1 protein-coding gene is annotated in these 23,855 nt (G+C 71.5%); it reads right to left on the bottom strand.

Features of this window, described 5'->3' with window-relative positions:
- Positions 1-72: 72 nt before the first annotated feature.
- On the bottom strand, positions 73-23,436 hold the full coding sequence (locus ACWF9G_RS16600) for a non-ribosomal peptide synthase/polyketide synthase (RefSeq protein ID WP_452516194.1): 23,364 nt from the start codon (positions 23,434-23,436) through the stop codon (positions 73-75).
- Positions 23,437-23,855 lie beyond the last annotated feature (419 nt).

The following is a 23,855-nucleotide window of genomic DNA, read 5'->3' as shown; positions in this document are numbered from 1 at the left end:
GAACGGGTGCTGGCGACGTGCGCGGATGCCTGGGGCGAGCAGGCAGCAGGCTCGACGGCCGGCTTCGCGATTCTATGCGCCCGGCACCCCCGCCCGCGCATCGGGCCTCGTGGCGTCGATGCGGTCGTGCGCCGGTTCGGGCGCGTCGAGCACGGCGGCGATCCGGGCCAGCGCGGCCTCGCCCGCCATCGCCCAGTGCGTCGCGTCGATGCCGTAGCGGTGCACGTCGCCGCCGATCGCCGTCGCCCAGCTCGCCGCGCCGCGCGCGCCGGTCGGGTCGTCGACGGTGGCGGCGAAGTAGACGAGATCGCCGTCGAACCGGTCGGGCCGGTAGGTGTCGACCATGCTCATCGAGGCGGTGGCGGCGTCGATGACGCGGGCGATGCGGGTCCCGTCGAGCGCGGCCAGTGGACCGCCGATCCGCGCCGCGGCGGCGGCGAGTCCGTCGGCGTCGAAGACCACGTCGAGCGCGTCACCGGCCAGGCCGCCGAGCAGGTCACCGACGGTCGGCATGGGGGTCTGCGCCGGTTCGTCGCCGAGCCAGCTGTCCATCATCGCCAGCTGCGCCACGTCCGCGCCCTCGGCCTGCAACCGGGTCGCGACGGCGTGCGCGAGCAGACCGCCCAGCGACCAGCCGAGCAGGTGGTACGGCCCCTCGGGCTGTACCTCGCGAATGGCCGTGACGTAGCGCTGTGCCCAGGCGTCGATGGTGGCGGGCAGCGGTTCGTCCGCGGTGAGGGCGGGCGATTGCAGACCGTAGATCGGGCGCTGCGGGTCGAGGTGGCGGGTGAGGCCGGCGAACGACCAGGACACGCCACCCACGGGATGGATGCAGAACAGCGGTGCGCCGGTCCCGCTCGCGCGCAGCGGCAGCAGCACCGCGAACGCATCGTCGGCCGAATCGTCCTCGGCGCGCAGCCGTTCCACCACCACGGCCGGTGTCGGGTCGGTGAAGAACCACGCGACGGGCACCGCGATGCCCAGTGCCGCACCGAGCCGCGCGGACAACTGGACCGCGGTCAGCGAGTTGCCGCCGAGGTCGAAGAAGTTGTCGTCCATGCCGATCCGGTCCAGCCCGAGCACCCGGGCGAATTCGCCGGCGACGACCCGTTCGGTCTCGGTGACCGGGCCACGGTAGGCGGCCTGGCGCAGTTCCGGACGGGGCAGGGCGGCACGGTCGAGCTTGCCGGAGGTGTTGACCGGGAACTCGTCGAGCACGAGCACCACGGCGGGCACCAGGTACGCGGGCAGTTCCGCGGCCAGCGCGGTACGCACCACGGCCGGATCATCGTGCGCTCCAGCCGAATCCGCGACGATGTACCCGACGAGCCGATCCGCGCCCGCGCCCGACACCACCGCGGCCGCCGCCTGGGCCACACCGGGCTGCCGCAGCAGCGCGGCTTCCACCTCACCGAGTTCGACGCGCTGACCGTTCAGCTTGACCTGAAGGTCACCGCGCCCGACGTAATCGAGTGCGGCGGAGCCATTTTCGTCCAGGCACAACCGGACGAGGTCACCGGTCCGATACATCCGGGAACCGGCACCGGCGAACGGATCGGGCAGGAAGCGCTCGGCGGTGAGCTCGGGCGCGCCGACATAGCCGTGCGCGAGTTGCGCACCGCCGACGTACAGTTCGCCGGTCACCCCCGGCGGCACCGGCCGCAGTCGCGCGTCGAGCACATAGAGCCCGGTGTTCCACACAGGCGCACCGATCGGCACGGACACCGTGTCGGCATCGCGCACCACGTGGGTGCTCACCTGCACGGCGGTCTCGGTCGGCCCGTACAGGTTGATCACCTGGGCACCGGTCAGCTCCCGCGCACGCTGTGCCAGCGCGGCGGGCAACGCCTCGCCACCGGCGAACACACGCCGCAGGCCGGTCGGCGCTGCGAGCTGCTCCGTCCCGTCAGCCGCTGATTCGGCGGCATGGGCCGACTGCCGCCTCCCGGGGACGACCCCGGCATCCGCGACCTCGGACACCTGCCACCCACCCGGGACAACGCCCAAATCTCCGGCATCAGCCGACTGCCACCCACCCGGGACGGCCCGGGCATCCGTGGCATCGGCCGACTGCAGCTCGGCCTGGGCGACCTCGGCAACATAGGCCGCGAGCAACGTGGGCGCGAACTGCACTGTGTCGATGCCGTGTTCGGCGATCAGTGCCGCCAGGTAGGCCGGGTCTCCGTGGCCGCCGGGGCTGGCGAGGACGGTGCGGGCGCCGACGCGCGGCGGGAGCAGCAGTTCCCAGATCGACGCGTCGAAGGTGACCGGCGTCTTGTGCAGCACGGTGTCGCCCGCGCCGAACCCGAATTCGGCCGCCATCCAGTCGAGCTGGTTGACGATCGCGCGATGCGGCACCCCGACGCCCTTGGGCAGACCGGTGGATCCGGAGGTGAAGATCACGTACGCGGTGTGCTCGGGCAGCAGCGGCTGCACCCGTTCGGCGTCGGAGAGCGGTCCGGCCGGATAGGCGGTGAGGTCGACGGTGTCGGCCACGACCACGTCGACCCCGTCCAGCGGGGTACCGATGACCGGCAGGTCCGCGCGGTCATCGGACGTGGTGACCACGCACACCGGCTGCGCGATCCGCAGGATTCGTCTGATCCGCTCGGCGGGATGATCGGGGTCGATCGGCACGTAGATGCCACCGGCGGCGAGCACCGCGTGCACCGCGACCAGCAACTCCGGCGACCGGCGCGCGGCGACAGCCACCGCCGTGTCCGGCCCGACGCCCTGGTCGACGAGGTGCCGGGCGAGCCGGTTCACCCGCGCCGCGAACTCGGCGTAGGTGAGCGAGGTGTCACCGTCGGTGAGCGCGATCGCCGACGGTGTCGCGGCGGCCTGCCGGTCGAACGCGACGGGCAGTACTTCGGTGGACACCGGATACGCGGTGTCACACCAGCTTTCGAGCAGCACGCGGTCATCGCCGGTCAGCAGGCCGACATCGCCGATCGCCCCGGCCGGGTCGGCGGTGACGGCATCGAGCACCCGCACATAGCCATCGGCGATCCGGGCCGCGGTCGCGGCGTCGAACAGGTCGGTGGCGTAGGTGAGGCTCACCGCGCAGCCGCCGTCGGCCGTGTCGGCGAGCACCAGGTCCAGGTCGAACTTGGCGACGGCGGTGTCGATGTCGAGCCCGGTCACGGTGAGGTCGGGCAGGCTGACCTCGGCAGGCGCCGCGTCCAGGTTCTGGAAGGCGAGCATCACCTGGAACAGCGGGCTGTGCGCCGTCGAGCGGACCGGATCGAGTACGTCGACGAGCCGTTCGAACGGCACGTCCGCGTTCTCGAACGCGTCGAGGTCGACGCGCCGGGCCTGGCGCAGCAGGTCGGTGAAGGACGCGCCCTGGTCGACGGCGGTGCGCAGCACCAGCGTGTTGACGAACATGCCGACCAGGTCGTCCAGCGCCGCCGCACCTCGACCAGCGACGGGGGTGCCGACGGCGATATCGCCGGTACCGCTGAGCCGGGCCAGCAGCGCGGCCAGCGCCGCGTGGGCGACCATGAACGCACTGGCATCCGCACGCCGGGCCAGCTGCCCCACCCGCTGCCAGATCTCCTGCGGCACCACGGTTTCCACGCTCGCGCCGCGCTGCGAGGCGACCGCGGGCCGCGGCCGGTCGGCGGGCAGCTCGAGCAGTCCGGGCAGCCCGGCCAGCTCGTCGCGCCAGAACCGCACCTGCCGGGCGGCGACCGACTCGGCGTCATCCTCGCTGCCAAGCACCGCGCGCTGCCACAGCGTGTAATCGGCGTACTGGACTTCCAGCGGCGCCCACCCGGGTTCGGCTCCGGCCCGGCGGGCCAGGTAGGCGGCGGTCGTATCGCGCAGCAGCGGGCCCGCGGAGAATCCGTCGGCGCTGATGTGGTGGATCACCACGACCAGCACCACCTCGTCGGGCGCCGAGCGCAGCACCCGCACCCGCACGGGCGGTGCGACGGTGACGTCGAAGCCGCGGCCGATCTCGGCGGCCACCATGGCGGGCACCGCGATCGGGTCGACGGTCTCGACGACCGGGGTCGGCACGAACTGCCACACCGTCTGATAGCCGATGCCGTCGATCGCCGGGTACACGGTGCGCAGTACCTCGTGGCGGTCGAGCACATCGGTGACGGCGGCGGCCAGCGCCGCGGCGTCCACGTCGCCGCGCAGACGCACCGCGATCGGGATGTTGTAGGCCGCCGAGGCCGGATCGAGGCGGTTGAGCAGCCACATCCGCTGCTGCGCCGCCGACAGCGGAATCCGGTGCGGCCGTTGACCTGCCGTCAGCGCGACGCCGGCGCCGCTGCCCATCTGCGCGGCGAGCGCGGCCGCCAGGTCGACGACGGTGGTCGCTTCGAACAGGGTGCGCACCGGCACCCGGGCCGACAGTGCCGCGCCGAGGCGGGCCGCGACGCGGGTCGCGATGAGCGAGTTGCCGCCGAGCTCGAAGAAGTCGTCGTCGAGACCGACCTGCGCGCGCCCGAGCACCTCACCGAAGACCTCGGCGACCGCCCGCTGAGCCGGCGTGACCGGCGCACGGAACGGCCTTGCCACGAATTCCGGTGCGGGCAGCGCCTTGCGGTCGAGCTTGCCGGAGGTGTTGAGCGGGAACGCGTCGAGCACGACGATCACCGACGGCACCATGTACGACGGCAGCACCGCGCCCACGGCCGAACGCAGCCGCGCCGGATCGAGTTCGGCGCCGGGCACCGGCACCGCGTACCCGACGAGCCGGTCACCGGTCGCGCTCGCCGACACCACCGCCGCGGCCTGGCTGACCATCGGCAGCCCGCCCAGCGCGGTCTCGATCTCACCGAGTTCGATGCGCTGACCGCGGAACTTCACCTGGAAGTCGCTGCGCGCCAGATAGATCAGGACGCCGTCGCGGGTCCAGCGCACGAGGTCGCCGGTGCGGTACATGCGTTCGCCCGCCGCCCCGAACGGGTCGGCGACGAACCGGTCGGCCGATAGATCGGGGCGACCGAGGTACCCGCGAGCCAGCTGCTCGCCCGCCAGATACAGCTCACCGGCGACACCCGGCGCGACCGGCCGCAGCCGTTCGTCGAGCACGTAAACCCTGGTGTTCCACTCGGGCACACCGATCGGCACGGTCTGCCCGGTCGCGGCGCCGTCGGCGGGCCAGGCGGTGACCGACACGGCGGCCTCGGTGGGCCCGTACAGGTTGTGCACGGCCGCAGCCGATTTCGCGCTCAGCGCGGCCACGGTGTCCGGGGTGAGTGCCTCACCGATCGCGAGAACCAGACGCAGGCTCGTCAGCTGGCCGGGCTCGGCGTGCGCGGCGAACATCGCCAGCATCGACGGCACGAAGTCGGCGATGGTGATCCGCTGCGCGGCGACGAGTTCGGCCAGGTACAGCGGGTCACGGTGCCCGTCGGGAGTGGCGAGCACCAGCGTCGCGCCCGCGGCCAGCGGTGCGAAGAAGCCCCACACCGACAGGTCGAATCCGGCGGCCGACTTCTGCAGATACGTATCGGCATCGCCGATCCGATACCGCTCGATCAGCCACGCGATCTGATTCCGGACACCCGCGTGGCTCATCGCCACGCCCTTGGGCCTGCCGGTCGAGCCCGAGGTGAACAGGACATAGGCGAGGCTCGAATCCCGCAGGTGCGCGCGGAGTTCGGTGTCGGTCACCGCGTGCTCCGGGTACGCGGCAGTGTCGATGGTGTCGAGCACGACGATCCTGGGCGCCGGCGCGCCCCCTGCGACGATCGGCATATCGACGTCGTCCCCGGCAGTCGTGAGAACCAGGTGCGGCCGGGCGGTGTCGAGCACCTGGGCGATGCGGTCGGCCGGATGATCCGGGTCGACGGGAACATACGCGCCGCCCGCGGTGAGTACCGCGTACATGGCGACGACGAGGTCGACGGATCGCCGGATGGCGAGCGCGACCAGCACATCGGGGCCGACGCCGTCGTCGATCAGGTACCGGGCGAGGCGGTTGATCTGGGCGTCGAGCTCGCCGTAGGTCAGCTCGGTGCCCTCATAGACGAGCGCCGTCGCCTCGGGGTTCGAGCGCACCTGCGCGCGGAACGGGGTGAGCAGCGTTGCGGTGCGGTCGATCTCGTGTGTGGTGGCGTTCCACTCGGTGAGGATGCGGGTCCGCTCGGCAGGCTCGAGCACGTCCACGGTGTCCAGCGGCGTGTGCGGTGCCGCGGCGACAGCGGTGAGCAGTCGCTCCAGCCGGCCCGCGATCGACGCCGCGGTCTCGGTGTCGAACACGTCGTCGGCATAGGTGAGGACGCCCGTGACACCCGCGGCGGCACCGTCGGCGTACTCGTCGCTGACGATCAGGTGCAGGTCGAACTGGGACAGCTCGTTGTCGGTGTCCAGACCGGACACCGTGATCCCGGGCAGTGCCAGTTCGGCGCGCTCGAAGTTCTGGAAGGAGAAGCCGACCTGGAACAGGGGGTGCCGTGCGGTGGAGCGGGCCGGGTCCAGCACCTCGACGAGCCGTTCGAACGGCACGTCGGCATTGGCGTAGACCGCGAGGTCGGTGGCGCGCTGACGGGCCAGCAACTGCGCGAACGTCTCCCCCGCGACCAGCCGGGTACGGAACACCAGCGTGTTGACGAACATGCCGATCAGGTCTTCCAGCGCCGCCTCACCGCGACCGGCGACCGGGGTGCCGACGGTGATGTCGGCGCTACCCGAGAGCCGTCCGAGCAATGCCGCGAACGCCGTGTGCACGATCATGAACAGCGTGGCGCCGGATTCCCTGGCCAGCTCGCTCAGCCGGGCATGAGTGGCGGCATCGAGGGTGACCGGCACCGTGCCACCGGTGAGGGTGCGCACGGCCGGGCGCGGCCGGTCCAGCGGCAGGGCGAGTTCGTCCGGGAGGTCGGCGAGTTCGCCGCGCCAGAAGTCGAGCTGGCGGGCGGCCACCGAGGCCGGGTCGGCTTCGTCGCCGAGCACGGCGCGCTGCCACAGCGCGTAGTCGGCGTACTGCACAGGCAGCGGCGTCCACCGCGGCGTTGCGCCGTCGCGGCGGGCCAGGTAGGCGGTCATCAGGTCGCGCACCAGCGGCGGCACGGACGAACCGTCGGCGCTGATGTGGTGCACGACCATGGCCAGGACGGCCTCGTCGGCGGTGATCCGGTAGAGCACGACCTGCCACGGCACCCCGGCGGTGACGTCGAACGTGGTGGCGGCCAACGCGGTCACGGCCGCCACGACCCGCTCGGCCGTGACGTCGCGAACCTGAAGGGCGACACCGGCTTCGGCGGCAGTCAGGATCTGCTGTACCGGGCCGTCGGCGGTCTCGGGGTAATACGTCCGCAGGACTTCGTGGCGCTCGACGAGATCGCCGACTGCCGCGGCGATGGCATCGATGTCGAGCGCACCGTTCAGGCGCACCGCGATCGGCACGTTGTACCCGGCCGACTCGGGATCGAACCGGTTGAGGAACCACATGCGCTGCTGCGCGGGCGAGAGCGGGACGACCACGGGCCGCTCCCCCGCCACCAGCGCCAGCCGGGCGTCGCCGTCGGCGCCGTCGAGCGCGGCCGCCAGCGCGGCCACCACGGGCGCCTCGAAGATCCGCGCCACCGGCACCTGCTGGTCCAGCGCGGCGCCGAGCCGGGCGGCGACGCGGGTGGCGACGAGCGAGTTGCCGCCGAGATCGAAGAAGTCGTCGTCGGCACCGACCAGCTCGAGTCCGAGCACCTCGGCGATCACACCGGCGACCAGCTGCTCCGACGGTGTTGCCGGAGCGCGGAATTCGCGAACCGCCAGCTCCGGCGCAGGCAGTGCGCGCCGATCGAGCTTGCCGGAGGCGTTCACCGGCAGCACATCGAGGACAACGAAGGCACTCGGCACCATGTACGCCGGAAGCGCCTGCCGCAGTGCGCCTTTCACCGCATCGAGGTCGAGCGGACGACCGGCTGTGCTCGCGGGGACGAGGTAGGCGGTGAGGTAGTCGCCGGCGCCGTCGTCGCGGACGGTGACGACGGCACGGTCGACGGTGCCGAGGGCGGCGAGGACGGCTTCGATCTCGCCGAGTTCGATGCGCAGGCCGCGCAGCTTCACCTGGAAGTCGGTGCGGCCCAAGTATTCCAGCTCGCCGGTGCGGGCGCGCACGACGAGGTCGCCGGTGCGGTACATGCGTGCGCCGGGTGTGCCGTACGGGTTGGCGACGAAGCGGTCCGCGGACAGGTCGGGGCGGGCCAGGTAGCCACGGGCCAGCTGCACACCGGCCAGGTAGAGCTCGCCGGGCGTGCCGACCGGCACGGGCCGCAGGCGGGCGTCGAGCACGTGCAGGGCGGTATTGGCGACCGGCGCGCCGATCGGCACGGTGACGGTGTCGGCGTCGGTGACCTCGTGGAAGGTGACGTCGACCGCGGCTTCGGTCGGCCCGTACAGGTTGTGCACGGCTACCCCGGGCACCAGTGCGCGCAACCGTTGCGCGTCGACGGCGGGCAGCGCCTCACCGGAGGCGAACACCTGCCGCAGCGACACACACTCGGCGGCGCGGGGTTCGGCGAGGAACGCGGCCAGCATCGACGGCACGAAGTGCGCGACACCGACTCCGGTGCGGGTGATCACCTCGGCCAGGTAGGCGGGGTCGCGGTGCCCGTCGGGACGGGCGATCACCAGGGCGGCGCCGACCTGCAAGGGCCAGAACAGTTCCCACACCGACACGTCGAAGGTGATCGGCGTCTTCTGCAGCACCGTGTCGGCCGCGTCGAGCCGGTAGGCGTCCTGCATCCAGACCAGGCGGTTGACGATCGCGCTGTGACTGACCGCGACCCCCTTCGGCTTACCCGTCGAGCCCGAGGTGAACAGGACATAGGCCAGGTCGGCGCCACGCAGCGGCCGGATCCGGTCGTCGTCGGTGACCGGATCGGCGGCGAACCCGGACAGGTCGAGACCGGCGGGATCGACAGTGCGGGTATCGATGGCCGGGAAATCGTCCGCGGCCAGCACGCACACCGGCTCGGCGGTGGCGAGGACGTCGGCGATCCGGTCGGCCGGATGGTCGGGGTCCAGCGGCAGATAGGCCGCACCCGCGGCCTGCACCGCGTAGACGGCGACCAGCAGGTCGATGCCGCGGCGCAGTCCGACACCGACGATGGCGCCGGGGCCGACACCTTCGGCGATCAGCATCCGGGCCAGGCGGGCGACCCGAACAGCGAACTCGCCGTAGGTGATCCGCTCACGCTCGAATTCGAGCGCGACGGCGTCGGGTGTGCGGCGGGTCTGCGCGGCGAACATCGAGACGAGCGTCGCGTCGGTGTCCAGTGGCGTCGCGGTGTCGTTCCACGCCGCCAGCTGGGCGGTCTCGGCGGCATCGAGCAGGTCGATCTCGCCGACGGGCGAGGTGTCGTCGGCGACGACCGCCGCGAGGATGCGGACGAAGCGCTCACCGAACGCGGTGACCGTCTCGGCGTCGAACAGATCGGTGGCATAGCGCAGCCAGCCGCGCAGACCGGGTTCGCCCGCCGCACCGGTGATCTCGTTGATCGCCAGCGACAGATCGAACTGGGTCGTGGCGGCGGGCAGGGCGAACTCGCCGATCCGCAGACCGGGCAGCTCGATGGTGGTGTCGTCGCGGTGCTCGAACGCCAGCATCACCTGCACGATCGGCGAATACGCCGTCGACCGAACCGGATTCAGTTCGTCGACCAGCCGCTCGAACGGCAGATCGGCATGCGCGAACGCCCGCAGATCGGCAGCACGCACGTGCGCGAGCAGATCGGCGAACCCGACCCCACCGTCGACGGTCGTCCGCAGCACCAGCGTGTTGACGAACATGCCGACGAGATCGTCCAGCGCGGCATCGGCCCGTCCGGCGACCGGCGTGCCGACCACGATGTCGGCACCCGCCCCCTGCCGCGCCAGCAGCACCGCGAACGCCGCGTGCACCACCATGAACGTGGACACCCCGTGGCGACGCGCCAGCTCCTCGATCCCGGCCACCACACCGGCAGGCACATCGAACCCGACGGACCCGCCGACACCCGTGCGCACGGCAGGCCGCGGCCGATCGGTGGCGAGCTCCAGAGCCGGTGCGAGACCGGCCAATTCGTCCCGCCAATGCGCCAGCTGCCGCGCCAGCCGCGACGACGGATCCGCGGCATCACCGAGCACCGCGTGCTGCCACAGCGTGAAGTCGGGGTACTGCACCGGCAACGGTTCCCACACCGGCGCGCTGCCGGCACTCCGAGCGGCATACGCCGTGATCAGATCCCGGGCCAACGGCGTCGTCGACACACCATCGGCGGCAATGTGATGCACCGCGAGCACCAGCACATGCTCCGCATCCTGCACCACTTCGCCGGCCGACAACGGGTCGCCGAGAACGACACGCATCGCTACGTTTTCGACCACCGCGCCAGCGGCATCCGCACCGTTGCGCGCAACGCCATCGAGCACGGCACCGTCACGCACAACGCCATCGGCCAGCGCATTATCCGGCACGACACCATCGGCCACGGCACCGTTGCGCTGGACACCGTTGGGCACAGCACCGTCGCGCGGGGCGCCATCCGCCGCAACACCATCACGCACGGCACCGCCGGCCACCGCACCGTCGCACACGGCACGGTCGGGCACAGCGTCGGCGCGCGAGGCGCCACCGGCCACAACATCGGCCACTGCGTGATCCGGCACGGCACCTTCAGCCACCGCGCTGTCGCGCACGGCACCGTCAGCCACCGCACCGTTGCGCAGGACATCGTTGTGCGCAGCATCATTGCGAGCGACTTGGGCCAACGCGCCATCGAGGATGACGCCGTTCCGAATGGCAGCGGAATGGCCGGTGGTCCGGCGGCCCGACTGCGCCCGGCCGTCGGTGCTCGTGCACCGGAGAAGCGCAGCACGCACCGGCGGCTGGGTCGTCAGGTCGTAACCCGCCCCGACGATCTCGCGTACCACCCCGGCCAGCTCAGCCTCATCGACTTCGCGGACGACCGCGACCGGCAGCACGCGGTCCACCGGGAGGACGACCTGGGTCGGTCCCTCGGCGTCCTCCGGGAACACGGTCCGCAGCGATTCGTGCCGCTCGAGCACGTCGCCCAGCGCCGCCCACAGGGCGCCGGTGTCCAGCTCTCCGGACAGGCGCAGGGCGATCGGCAGGGTGTAGACGGCCGAGTCGGGGTCGATCCGGTTCAGTAGCCACAGGCGAGTCTGGGCCAGCGACAACGGAATACGGTCCGGACGCGGAGAGGCCACGGTCAGTGGCGGCAGGTTCTCGCCGCGGGCGGCGGCGCGTTCGGCCAGGCCCGCGACGGTCGGGGCGTCGAAGACATCGCGCACGTCGAGCGCGCTGCCCAGTGCCGCGTTGGCGCGGGCGACGAGCCGCATGGCGAGCAGGGAGTTGCCACCGACGGCGAAGAAGTCGTCGTCGGCGCCGACCCGGGCCAGCCCGAGCAACTCGCCCACCACGGCGGCGAGCGCGGTCTGCGCGCCCGGTCGCGGCGCCACGTAGGCGGTGGTGACGGACAGGTCGGCGGCCGGCAGCGCCGAGCGGTCCAGTTTGCCCGCGGAGTTGAGCGGGACGGTGTCGAGCACCACCAGGTGGGCGGGCACCATGTACGCGGGCACCCGGCCCGCGACGTGCGCGCGCACCACGGCGGCATCGACGTCACCGGCGACGTAGGCGACCAGGCACTGGCGCCCGGCGTCGTCGGTCGCGGGTACCACGGTCGCGTGGGTGACGCCGGGCGCGTCGCCGAGGGCGGCCTCGATCTCGCCCAGCTCGATCCGCAGCCCACGGATCTTGACCTGGAAGTCGTTGCGCCCCAGGTACACCAGCGCACCGGAGCGGTCGCGGCGTACCAGATCGCCGGTGCGATACATGCGCGCACCGACCCCTGCCCCGGTGAAGGAGCGTGCGCCCGTCGCACCATTGATCGCCGTCGCGAACGAGTCGGCAACGGGGCGTCCGCCCGCCACACCATCGAACTCCCCGGCGAACGAATCGGCGACGGGACGTGCGCCCGCTGCACCATCGAACGCCCCGGCGAACGAACCGGCGACGGGACGTCCGCCCGCCACACCATCGAACTCCGCGGCGAACGGATCGGCGACGAAGCGGTCGGCGGTCAGGTCCGGCCTGCCGAGGTAGCCACGGGCGAGCTGGTCACCCGCCAGGTACAGCTCACCCGCGACACCGGGCGGCACCGGGTGCAGCCGTTCGTCGAGGACGTAGGCGCGCACGTTCCAGGTCGGCCTGCCGATCGGCAGCTCGGTCAGCTCGACCGGTGCGGTGATGTGCTGGAAGGTGCTGGTAATCGTCACCTCGGTCGGGCCATAGGTGTTGTGCAGTTCGGCGGGGACGGTGTCGAGCACGGTGGCCGCCAGCGCGGCGGGCAGTTCCTCACCGCCGAGGTGCAGCATCCGCATACCGGCCAGGTCGCCGGCGAGCCCTTCGGCGAGCATGGCGGCCAGCACCGACGGCACGAATTCGGCGATGGTGACGCGCTGTTCGCGCACCACGCGCGCCTGGTAGGCCAGGTCGAGGTGGCCGCCGGGCCGCAACAGGACCAGGGTGGCACCGAGCAGCGCCGGGCACAACAGCTCCCACAGCGAGACATCGAAGGTCAGCGGCGCGCGCTGCAACAGCCGGTCTGCCGAGGTCAGGTCGTATTCCCCACGCAGCCAGCACAGTTCGTTGACCACCGCCCGGTGCGAGACCAGCACACCCTTGGGCAGACCGGTCGAGCCGGAGGTGAACAGCACATAGGCCGGGTGGTCGGGGTGCAGCGACGCGAGGCGTTCGGCGTCGGTGACCGGGCCGCTCGCGACGGGCGGCTGGGCCGGGTCCTCGAGCTGCGCGACGGTCAGCACCGGGAAGCCGGACCGCGAGGCAGCCGCGAAATGCACTGAGGCCGTGGCGGATCGGATGCCGCTGTCCATATGGTCGAGATCACCCGCCGACGCGGCGACGACCAGTCGCGGCGCCGCGGTCTCGAGCACATGGCCGATACGGTCGGCGGGCTGGGCCGGATCGATCGGCACGTACACGCCACCGGCGGCGAGCACACCGTGCAACACGACCAGCAGCTCGATGCCGCGCGGCACGGCGACGGCCACCGGGGTCTCCGGGCCTACGCCGCAGTCGATGAGCCTGCGCGCGAAGCGATTCGCGCGGGCGGCGAGGGCGCCGTAGGTGATCTCGTCACCTTCGAAGACGGCGGCGACGGCGTGCGGGTCGCGGGCGGCCGCCGCGTCCAGCAGGTGCGCGGCCAGCGGGGCGCGGATGCCGAGTTCGGCCAGGGCCGCGTCGAGCGGTTCGACGTCACCGTGCGGGCCTGCCAGCAGCGCAGCGCGCGCGATGTCGTCGAGCAAGGGGAGGTCCCCGACAGCGGTGCCGGGTTCGGTGACCGCGGCGCGCAGCACCCGCTCGAGCATCCCGAACAGGGTCACGATGGTGCCCGCGTCGAAAAGGTCGGTGGCGTAGCGCAGTTCGAGGTCGAGACCGCCTGCGGTGCCGTCGGCGGCGTAGTGGTCGACGAAGGTGAAGTCCAGATCCACCTCGATCGGCGCGTCCGGCAGAGTCAGCCCCGACAGGGTGAGACCGGGCAATTCGAACGCGGTGGTGCGCTGGTTCTGCAGGGCCAGCGACACCTGGTACAGCGGTGAATAGCCTTGCGAGCGCGCCGGGTTGAGCGCGTCGACGAGGCTTTCGAACGGCACGTCGGCCCGGTCGAAGGCATCGAGGTCACCCGCGCGGATCTCGTCGAGCAACTCGCTGAAGCGCACGTCCGACGGAACGTTCGCGCGCAACACGAGGGTGTTGACGAACATGCCGACGATGTCGTCGAGTTCACGGTGCCCGCGACCCGCGACCGGCGTGCCGACGACGACGTCGGTGCCCGCGGACAACCGCGACAGCAGCACGGCGAGACCGGCGTGCAACACCATGAACGGCGTGGCGCGCTGCGCGCGGGCCAGCTCCTCGATCCGCCGGTGCAAGTCGGCGTCGAGGGTCGCGGTGAAGGTGGCGCCCCGGTTCGAGGCGACCAGCGGCCTGCGGCGGTCGGCGGGCAGCGTGAGGACGTCGGGAAGACCGGCGAGACGCTCCGTCCAGTAGGCGAGCTGGTGCGCCAACGGCGCGTCGGGATCGTCGGCACTGCCGAGTCCCTCGGTCTGCCACAGCGCGTAGTCGGCGTAGTGCACGGCCAGGGCGGGCAATGGCGGCTCGGTGCCCGCGGCGCGGGCGGCATAGGCGGCGACCAGATCGCGCGTCAGCGGGCCCATCGACCAGCCGTCCGCGGCGATGTGGTGCACGACCAGCACCAGCACATGCTCGGTCGGCGCGACCCGCAGCAGCGCGGCGCGCACCGGCACCTCGGTGGTGATGTCGAAGCCGCCGCCGAGGACCGCGACCACGGCTTCGGAGACCTCGTCGGAGGTGACGGCGGTGACGGCGAGATCGGGCACGAACGGCGCGCCGACGAGTTGCGTTGCCTGCCCGTCGAATTCGGGATAGGTGGTGCGCAGGGTCTCGTGCCGGGCGATCAAGTCCCCCAGCGCACCACGCAGCGCGGCGGTGTCGAGCTCTCCGCTGAGCCGTATCGCGACCGGGATGTGATAGGCGGCCGACTCCGGATCGAACCGGTGCAGGAACCACATCCGCTGCTGCGCGGGCGACAACGGAATCCGCTGCGGCCGTTGCCCCGCCACGGGCCCCCGCCTGCTGCCGGTGCCACGCAGCGCGTCCAACCGCACCGCCAGCCCCTCGACGGTGCTCGCCTCGAACAGTTCCCGCACCGGCACCCTGGCATCCAGTGCCACCCCGAGTCGCGCAACCACCTGGGTGGCGAGCAGCGAGTTACCGCCGAGGGCGAAGAAGTCGTCGTCGGCACCTACCCGTTCGAGCCCGACGACTCCGGCGAATGTCGCGGCGACGATCCGCTCGGTCGCGGTGGCGGGTTCGCGGTAGTCGCGCTCCGGCAGTTCCGGCGCGGGCAGTGCCCGCCGATCGAGCTTGCCGGAACTGTTGATCGGCAGCGCGTCGAGGAAGACATAGGCGCCGGGCACCATGTACGACGGCAGCACCGCCGCGACCGCGGCATCGAGGTCGGCGGGTGACAGCGTCGCCGGCACGACACGGGCACTGTCAGCGACATCGGCACCATCAGCGTCTGCGATACCGGCGCTGCCGGTGCGGGTGGGAAGAGTGGTGTTTTCGGAGACAGGGGTGGGGACGACGTAGGCGACCAGTTGGTCCGGGCGGTCGTCGTCGGAGCGGACCAGGACCGCGACTCGGCCGACGCCAGGGACCGAGGTGAGCGCGGCCTCGATTTCGGCGGGCTCGATCCGGAGGCCGCGCAGCTTCACCTGGAAGTCGGTGCGGCCCAGGTAGTGCAGGGCGGCGCCGTCGGGGCCCGTGCGCCAGGCGACGAGGTCGCCGGTGCGGTAGAGGCGCTCGCCGGTACCGAACGGGTCGGCGACGAAACGTTCGGCGGTGAGGTCGGCGCGGCCGTAGTAGCCGTCGGCCAGCTGCGCACCGGCGACAAACAGCTCGCCGGGGACTCCGGCGGGGACGGGGCGCAGCCGCGAATCCAGCACGTACACGCGGGTATTGGCGACGGGCGTGCCGATCGGCGCGGCGGCTGTCTGCTCAATGCCGACCTCGTGAGTGGTGACCTGGATGGCGGTTTCGGTGGGGCCGTACAGGTTCACCACCCTCGCACCAGTGGCCGCGCACACTCGCTGCGCCAGCTCGGTGGTCAGTGCTTCACCGCCGGCGAAGACCAGTCGTAGGGAACCCGACCCCACCGGTTCGGCCACCACGGCGGCCAGCACCGACGGCACATACTGGACGACGCTGACCGCGTGCCGAGCGGTCGCGGCGGCCAGATAAGCCGGGTCCCGGTGTCCGTCGGCGGTGGCGAGGACCAGTCGCGCGCCGGTCTGCAACGGCCACAACAGTTCCCACACCGAAGCGTCGAAGGTGAACGGGGTCTTCTGCAGGACGACATCGTCGCCGGTGAGCGCGTATTCGCGTTGCAGCCACAGCAGCTGGTTCACCGCGGCCCGATGCGGCACAGCCACACCCTTCGGCCTGCCGGTCGAACCGGAGGTGAACAGCACATAGGCGAGGTGCTCCGGACGCAGCGGGGCGAGCCGCTCGTCATCGGTGATCGGCTGATCCGACAGCTCGGACAGGTCGAGCGCATCGATCTCGATGACCGACTCGCCCACGGCGACACCGTGACCGGCGGCGGTCAGCACGCAGACCGGTGCCGTCTGCCCCAGCACGTCCGCGGTCCGGTCGGCCGGATGATCGGGATCGATCGGCACATAGGCGGCGCCCGCCGCGAGCACGGCATGCACCGCGACCAGCTGATCCACACCACGCCGCAGGGCCACAGCGACAACCGATCCCGGCGCAGCGCCGAGACCGATGAGGTGCCGCGCCAGCCTGGCGACACGACTCCCGAACTCCGCATACGTCAGCGACGCGACAGCGACCTGCCGACCGTCCGCGACATGCCGGTCTCCCGAGACCAGATCCTCCGCCGGATCGGCGTCGACGACCACCGCGATGGCATCCGGTGTCGCGGCGACCTGGTCGGTGAACAGGGACGCGAGGGTGGCCGCGGAGTCCAGGGCCAGGTCCGTGGCGTTCCAGGCGGTCAGGACCTCGGTGGATTCGGCCGGGTCCAGCAGGTCGATGTCGCCGACCGGACGGGCCGGGTCGGCGAGGACGCCGTCGAGCAGGCGACGCAGGCGAGTGGCGAAACCCGCGACGGTGGTGGCGTCGAACAAGTCGGTCGCGTAGAGGAAAGCACCGGTCAGGCCCGCGGGGGCGCCGTTGCCGTCGCGGTGCTCGGTGAGGGTGAGTTCGAGATCGAATTTGGCGACGCCGGTGGGCAGGTCGAATCCCGCCACCGCGAGACCGGGCAGGGCGAGGGTGCGCGGGGTGTCCTCGTTGAGGGACAGCATCACCTGGAACAGCGGATTACGGGCGGTGGAGCGGACCGGGTCCAGCACCTCGACGAGCCGCTCGAACGGCACGTCGGCGTGGCCGAAGGCGGCAAGATCGATCTCGCGCGCCCGGGCCAGCAGCTCGGTGAACGAGGCGGCGGGCGCCACCTCGGTGCGCAGCACAAGGGTGTTGACGAACATGCCGACCAGGTCGTCGAGCGCCCGATCGCCACGCCCTGACACCGGCGTACCGATCGCGATATCGGTGGTCGCCGACAGTCGCGCCAGCAGCGCGGCGAACACGGCGTGGGCGGCCATGAACACCGTGACACCCTGCGCGCGAGCGAATTCGGCCAGCGCACTGTGCGTTTCGGCATCGATGTCGATCGCCTGCAGCGCACCACGTCGCGACGCGACCGCGGGCCTGGTCCGATCCGCCGGCAATTCCAGCTGCTCCGGCGCACCGGCCAGCGCATCGGCCCAGAACGACAGTTGCCGCGCCGCTGTCGATTCCGGATCAGTGGCATCACCGAGCACTGCGTGCTGCCACACCGCGTAGTCGGCATACTGCACACTCAACGGCGCCCACTGCGGCGCCTCCCCCGCGGCCCGCGCACTGTAGGCGGTGAGAACGTCCCGGATGAGCGGGCCGAACGAGAACCCGTCAGCGGCGATGTGATGCACCACGATCACGAGCACATACTCGGGTTCGAGAGAGCCCGCCGCGCTCGGCGCAGACGAATGCTTCGCTGCCGCATCGGTGACCCGGAGCAGAATCGCCCGGATCGGGGCGTCGAGGGTGAGGTCGAATCCGGTGGCGGCGAAGGTGCGGACCGCGTCCGGCAGTGCCTGCGCGGTGACGATCTGCGGGAGGACCTCCGGGACCAGGCCCGCGGCGGGCAGGATCTCGGCGATCGCGTGACCGTCGCGCTCCGGATAGCGGGTGCGCAGGACCTCGTGCCGGTCCAGCACATCGACGAGCGCGGCCTGCAGGGCGGCGATGTCGAGGGCGCCGGTGAGGCGCACCGCCATCGGGATGTTGTCGGTGGCCGAACCAGGGTCGAAGCGGTTGAGAAACCACATGCGCTGCTGGGCGGGCGACAGTGGCAGCGGGTCGGGTCGGGTTCCCGCGACGAGGGCGGGTCCGGAGCCGGTGCCGCGCAGTCGGTCGGCGGCCGCGGCGAGGGCCAGAACGGTGGTGGTGTCGAAGAGCTGGCGGACCGGGATGCGGGTGTCGAGGTCGGTGCCGAGGCGGGCCATCAGCCGGGTCGCCAGCAGCGAGGTGCCGCCCAGGTCGAAGAAGTCGTCGTCGCGGCCGACCTGTTCCAGGCCGAGGACCTCGGCGAAGGCGGCGGCGACGGCCTGCTCGGCCGGAGTCTCCGGTGCGCGGTAGGCGGCGGCCTCGAAGACCGGGGCAGGCAGCGCGGCGCGGTCGAGCTTGCCGACGGGGGTCAGCGGGACGGCGTCGAGGGCGACGATCGCGGCGGGCACCATGTGGGCGGGAAGGTGGGCTGCGGTGTGCGCGAGGAGTGTCGCGGCATCGACGGTCGCGCCGTCGACCGGGACCACGTACGACACCAGCACGGTCGCACCCGAGTCGGTGTGGTGGCCGATGGTCGCGGCGAAGTCCACCGCGGCGTGCCGGGCGAGAACGGCGTCGATCTCGCCGAGCTCGATCCGGAACCCGCGCACCTTGACCTGGAAGTCGTTGCGGCCCAGGTATTCCAGATCCCAGGAGTCCGCGGACCGCACCCAGCGCACGGTGTCGCCGGTACGGTACATCCGCTCCCCCGGCGCACCGTAGGGGTTGGTGACGAACCGGCCCGCGGTCAGCGCGGGCCTGCGGTGGTAGCCACGGGCCAGCTGCGGACCGGCGATGTACAGCTCGCCGACGACACCGGCCGGGACGGGACGCAACCGCTCGTCGAGCACCAGTTCGGTGGTGCCTTCCACCGGGGCGCCCAGCGTGATCGGCGTTGTCGCGGTGAGTGGTTCGCTGATATTGGTGACGATGGTCGTCTCGGTCGGGCCGTACCCGTTGCGGAAGACGAGCCCCGGAATCGCGGCGGTCCATCGCGCCACCAGCTCCGCCGGGCACGCCTCACCACCGACGACCACCACGCGCAGGTCGTCGAGGCCCTCCGGGTTCACCGTCGCCAGCGCCGACGGGGTGATGATCACGTGGGTCACCCGCTCGGCCCGCAGCAGCTCACCCAGCTCAGCCCCACCGAACACACCGGCCGGTGCGACGACCATGGTCGCGCCCTCGGTAACGGTCAGCAGCAGCTCGGCCACCGAAATATCGAACGACGGCGACGCGACATGCAGCACCCGAGCATCCGCCGACGCCAGGTACCGCCCCGCCTGCACCGGCAGATACGCCGCGACCGCGCCGTGCGGGATCACCACGCCCTTGGGCAGACCGGTGGTGCCCGAGGTGTAGATGACATAGGCGGGATCCAGCGGATCCAGAGCACGACTGCCGGCCGACGATTCGGCACCGATGGCCGCGTAATCCACCAGGTCGACGTCGGCTGCGGCGGGGTCGAGCACGAGCCAGTCCACGGCGGCAGGCAGGTCGGCCCGCACCGCGTCGACCGTGATGCCCACTGCCGCACCGGAGTCCGACAGCATGTGCGTGATGCGGTCGGCCGGATAGTTCGGGTCGACGGGCAGGAAACCGGCGCCGGACTTGATGACGCCCCAGACGGCGATCACCGAGTCGGCCGAGCGCGGAATGCTCACGGCGACAAGATCGCCCGCGCCGATGCCGAGACCGGTCAGGTGCGCGGCGAGGCGGGCGGACGCGGCGTCGAGTTCGCCGTAGGTGAGGGTGCGCGCGCTGTCGCGGATCGCGATCGCGGTGGAATCGGCAGCCGCGCGGGCCAGCACCTGCGGCAGCAGCGAGGACGGAACGGACGGGCCGCCGCTGCGGCCGGTGAGCTCGGCGAGTTCGGCGTCGATCAGCAGCGGCAGATCCGCGACGGCGGTGCGTGGTGCGGCGGCGACCGCGGCGAGCACACCGGTGAACCGGCGCACCATCCGCGCGACCGTGGTCTCGTCGAACAGATCGGTGGCATAGGAGAATTCGCCGGACAGACCGGTGGCGCCGGACTCACGCAGCGTCACCGAGAGATCGAACTTCTCGATGTCGTAGGGCAGTTCGACGGCGGCGGCGCGTAGGCCGGGCAGTTCGAACGTGGTCGGCGGCAGATTCAGCAGCGACAGTGCCACCTGGAACAGTGGATGCCGACCCGCCGAACGCGGCGGTGCGAGCACCTCGACCAGACGCTCGAAGGGCAAGGTGGTGTGCTCGAAGGCCGCCAGGTCGTCGGCGCGGACCCGGCCGAGCAGGTCGGCGAAGGACTCCCCGCCGCGCACCTCGGTACGCAGGACCGCGGTGTTGACGAACATGCCGATGACATCGTCGAGTTCGGCGGCGCCGCGCCCGGCGACCGGGCTGCCGATCGCCACATCGGCATTACCCGACAAGCGCGCGACCAGCACCGACAGCGCGGCATGCAGCACCATGAACAGGGTCGCGCCGTGGTCGGCCGCGACGGCATTCAGCCCGGCCACCAGGTCGGCGTCCACGGCGAACTCGACCCGGCGTCCCCGCATCGACGCGACAGCGGGACGGGGCCGATCGGTCGGCAGACTCGACTCGTCCGGCAGCCCGGCCAGCGCTGCCCGCCAGTACGCGATCTCGCGCCCGGCCCGGGAATCGGGATCGTCCTCCGCGCCGAGCACGGCCCGCTGCCACAGCGTGTAATCGGCGTACTGCACCGGCAAGGGCGCCCACTCGGGCGCGCTCCCCTCGGTGCGCGCGTAGTAGGCGGCCATGGTGTCGCGCACCAGCGGACCGGCCGACCAGCCGTCCGATGCGATGTGGTGCACCACCAGCACCAGCACGTGGTCACCGTCGACCTTGTACAACCGCGCCCGCAGCGGCGGGGCCGCGGTCACGTCGAAACCGCCCAGGATCACCTCGGCCAGCACATTCGGGAGTTCCTGTGCTGCAACGCTGATAGGTGTCAGCACTTCCGAAAGCGCCGACATCCCCGCCGGCATCAAGCCGCCGACGGACTCTTCCGCTCGCCGGCCGTCGCGGTCCAGCGTGTTTCCGGGACCGCTGGCCCCGGCATCACCAGCAGCCCGAGCCACGCGAGCAGCGCCGGCAGCCGGGGCGCCCGAGTTCGACTCGGCGGCAAGCGATTCGAAGGCCTGTGCGGGCGCCAGCACATACTGCGTGCCGACCCCGTCGACCTCCGGGTACATCGTGCGCAGCACCTCGTGGCGGGTGATCAGATCACCGACCGCGGCGCGCAGAGCCTCGAGATCGAGCGCCCCGGACAACCGGACCGCGATCGGGATGTTGTAGGCCCCGGTCTCCGGATCGAACCGGTTCAGGAACCACATCCGCTGCTGGGCGGGCGAGAGCGGCAGCACAGCGGGCCGCGGACCGGCGACCAGGGCGGGCCGATCGTCGGTGACGCCCCCTTCGACCAGCTTGGCGAGCACCGCGACGGTCGGACTGTCGAAGAAGTCCCTGACATCGACGCGCACACCGAAATTCGCCTGCAGCCGGGCGATCGCGCGGGTAGCGATGAGCGAATTGCCGCCGAGGCGGAAGAAGTCGTCGTCCAGGCCGACGGTCTCGACATCGAGCAGTTCACCGAACATCGCCGCCACCGCGCGTTCGGTGTCGGTGCGCGGTTCCCGGAACTCGGCCGCCGCGGCCCGGAAATCGGGTTCCGGCAGGGCTTTCCGATCCAGCTTGCCGCTGGCGTTGATCGGCATGGCAGGCAGCTGCACCAGCAGCGAAGGCACCATGTACTCCGGCATCGACGTCTTCGCGTGCGCGGCCAGCTCGGCGGAATCCAGCTCCTCGCCGTCGACGCTCACCACATAGCCGACCAGCGCCGCACCGGCCGCGTGCCGGTGCAGCACCACCGCCGCGTTGCCGACCCGGGGATGGGCGGCCAGCACGGCCTCGATCTCCCCGAGCTCGATCCGCAGACCACGCAGCTTCACCTGGAAATCGGTGCGACCCAGGTATTCCAGCTCGTCGCCGCCGGGCAGCTGCCGCACCAGGTCACCGGTGCGGTACATGCGTTCACCGGGCTCGCCGAACGGGTCGGCGACGAAGCGGTCGGCGGTCAGGCCCGGCCGCGCCACATAACCGCGAGCCAGCTGCACACCCGAGAGATACAGCTCGCCCACCACCCCGGCGGGCACCTGGTCGAGGTTCTCGTCGAGCACCAGCAGCCCGGTGTCGTCGGCGGGGCCACCGATCGGCACCGACACCTCGTCGGCGGCGGTGACCTCGTGCGCGGTGACGTCGACCGCCGCCTCGGTGGGTCCGTACAGGTTGTGCAACGCGGTCGCCGACAGCGTGCGCAGGCGCGCCGCGGTGGCGGCGGGCAGCGCCTCACCGGAGGCGAACACCATCCGCAGCGACGACAGATCCACCGGTGTGGCGGCCTCGGCCAGCTCACCGACGAACGCGGCCAGCATCGACGGCACGAAGTGGGTGACGCTCACCCGGTGCTCGGCGATCAGCGCGGCCAGATAGCCGGGATCGCCGTGGCGGCCGGGCTCGGCGACCACGAGCCGCGCACCGATCTGCAAGGGCCAGAACAGTTCCCACACCGAGACATCGAAGGTGTAGGGCGTCTTCTGCAACACCACGTCGGCGTCGGTCATCGCGTAGCACCGCTGCCGCCAGTCCAGGTTCGCCACGATCGCCCCGTGGGTGACGGCCACACCCTTGGGCCTGCCGGTGGAGCCCGAGGTGAAGATGACATAGGCGGTGTTGCCCGCCTGCGCACCACCGACCACCTCGGCTGCCTGCGCGGTCCAGTCGATCTCGTCGGTGCGCAGAACCGGGGCGCCGTGCAGATCCGGCTCGTCGCAGCCGCGGGTCACCACCACGACCGGCCGCGCCACCTCGAGGACGTACTGCAGCCGATCCACCGGGTGATCCGGATCCAGCGGCACATACGCGCCGCCCGCGCGCACGATCGCGTGCACGGCGACGATCAACTCCACACTGCGCCGCATCGCCAGGCCGACCAGCGCTTCCGGCCCGACACCGAGCGCGACCAGCCGCCCGGCCAGCACCCGCACCCTGGCGTCGAATTCGGCATAGGTCAGCGTCTCGGCGCCGAACCGTACCGCGACACCGTCGGGCGTGCGGGCCAGCTGCTCGGCGAACCGGTCGACCAGGGTCGGCGCCTGATCCGCCACCGGCAACTCCACACCCAGCGCCGCCATGGCATCGCGCGCCAGCGAATCCAGCAGCACACCGAATGTCCCGTCGGCCGCGTCGACCACACCGGGGAACAGCTCGGCGAGCACGACCTGCACCAGCGTTTCCGGATCCAGTGCGCCACCGGTGAGCTCGGCCATCAGGGTGAGCTGGGCATCGAGATCGACATAGGCCACCGCGGTCCCGTCGAACTCGACCGCGATCCGTGCCGGCTCCATCGCCGCGACCGTCGCCACCAGCGCTGCCAGCTGTTCTGTTCCCGCGCGCGCCGGAGTGGTGTTGGTCATCTGGACTGCCTTCCATCTACCGACCGCAGGTGACGCCACACGGCCGCAAACAACTCTGGGGAATTCCCCGGACCCACCGGGGTGACGGGATCGGCGCCGGGCGGCCAACCTCGGGCACCCTGCCCGAAATCCGCCCTCTCACACCGGAATTCAGCGCGATCGGCTATGACACGATCACCGCGATCCGGTTCGCCGCCATGCAACCAGCTATGACTCGGTTATCTCCCGACCTCCATCGTCAAACCACGACACCTGACACCCGCACCAGCAGACGAGGAGAAGCGTATGCGGTCGGATAATAAACCGGACCAGATTCCGCCAAAATCTCGACTCGAAGACCAGGTTTCCCGGCGCTGAGAACGGTCCAGCAATTCGACCGCATACGCCGAGTGGACAGCGGAGGACATATCGCTCCCGAG

The sequence above is a fragment of the Nocardia sp. NPDC055029 genome (assembly GCF_053608525.1).
The sequence above is the reverse complement of the archived record's forward strand: the minus strand, read 5'-3'. Positions and strand labels throughout refer to the sequence as shown.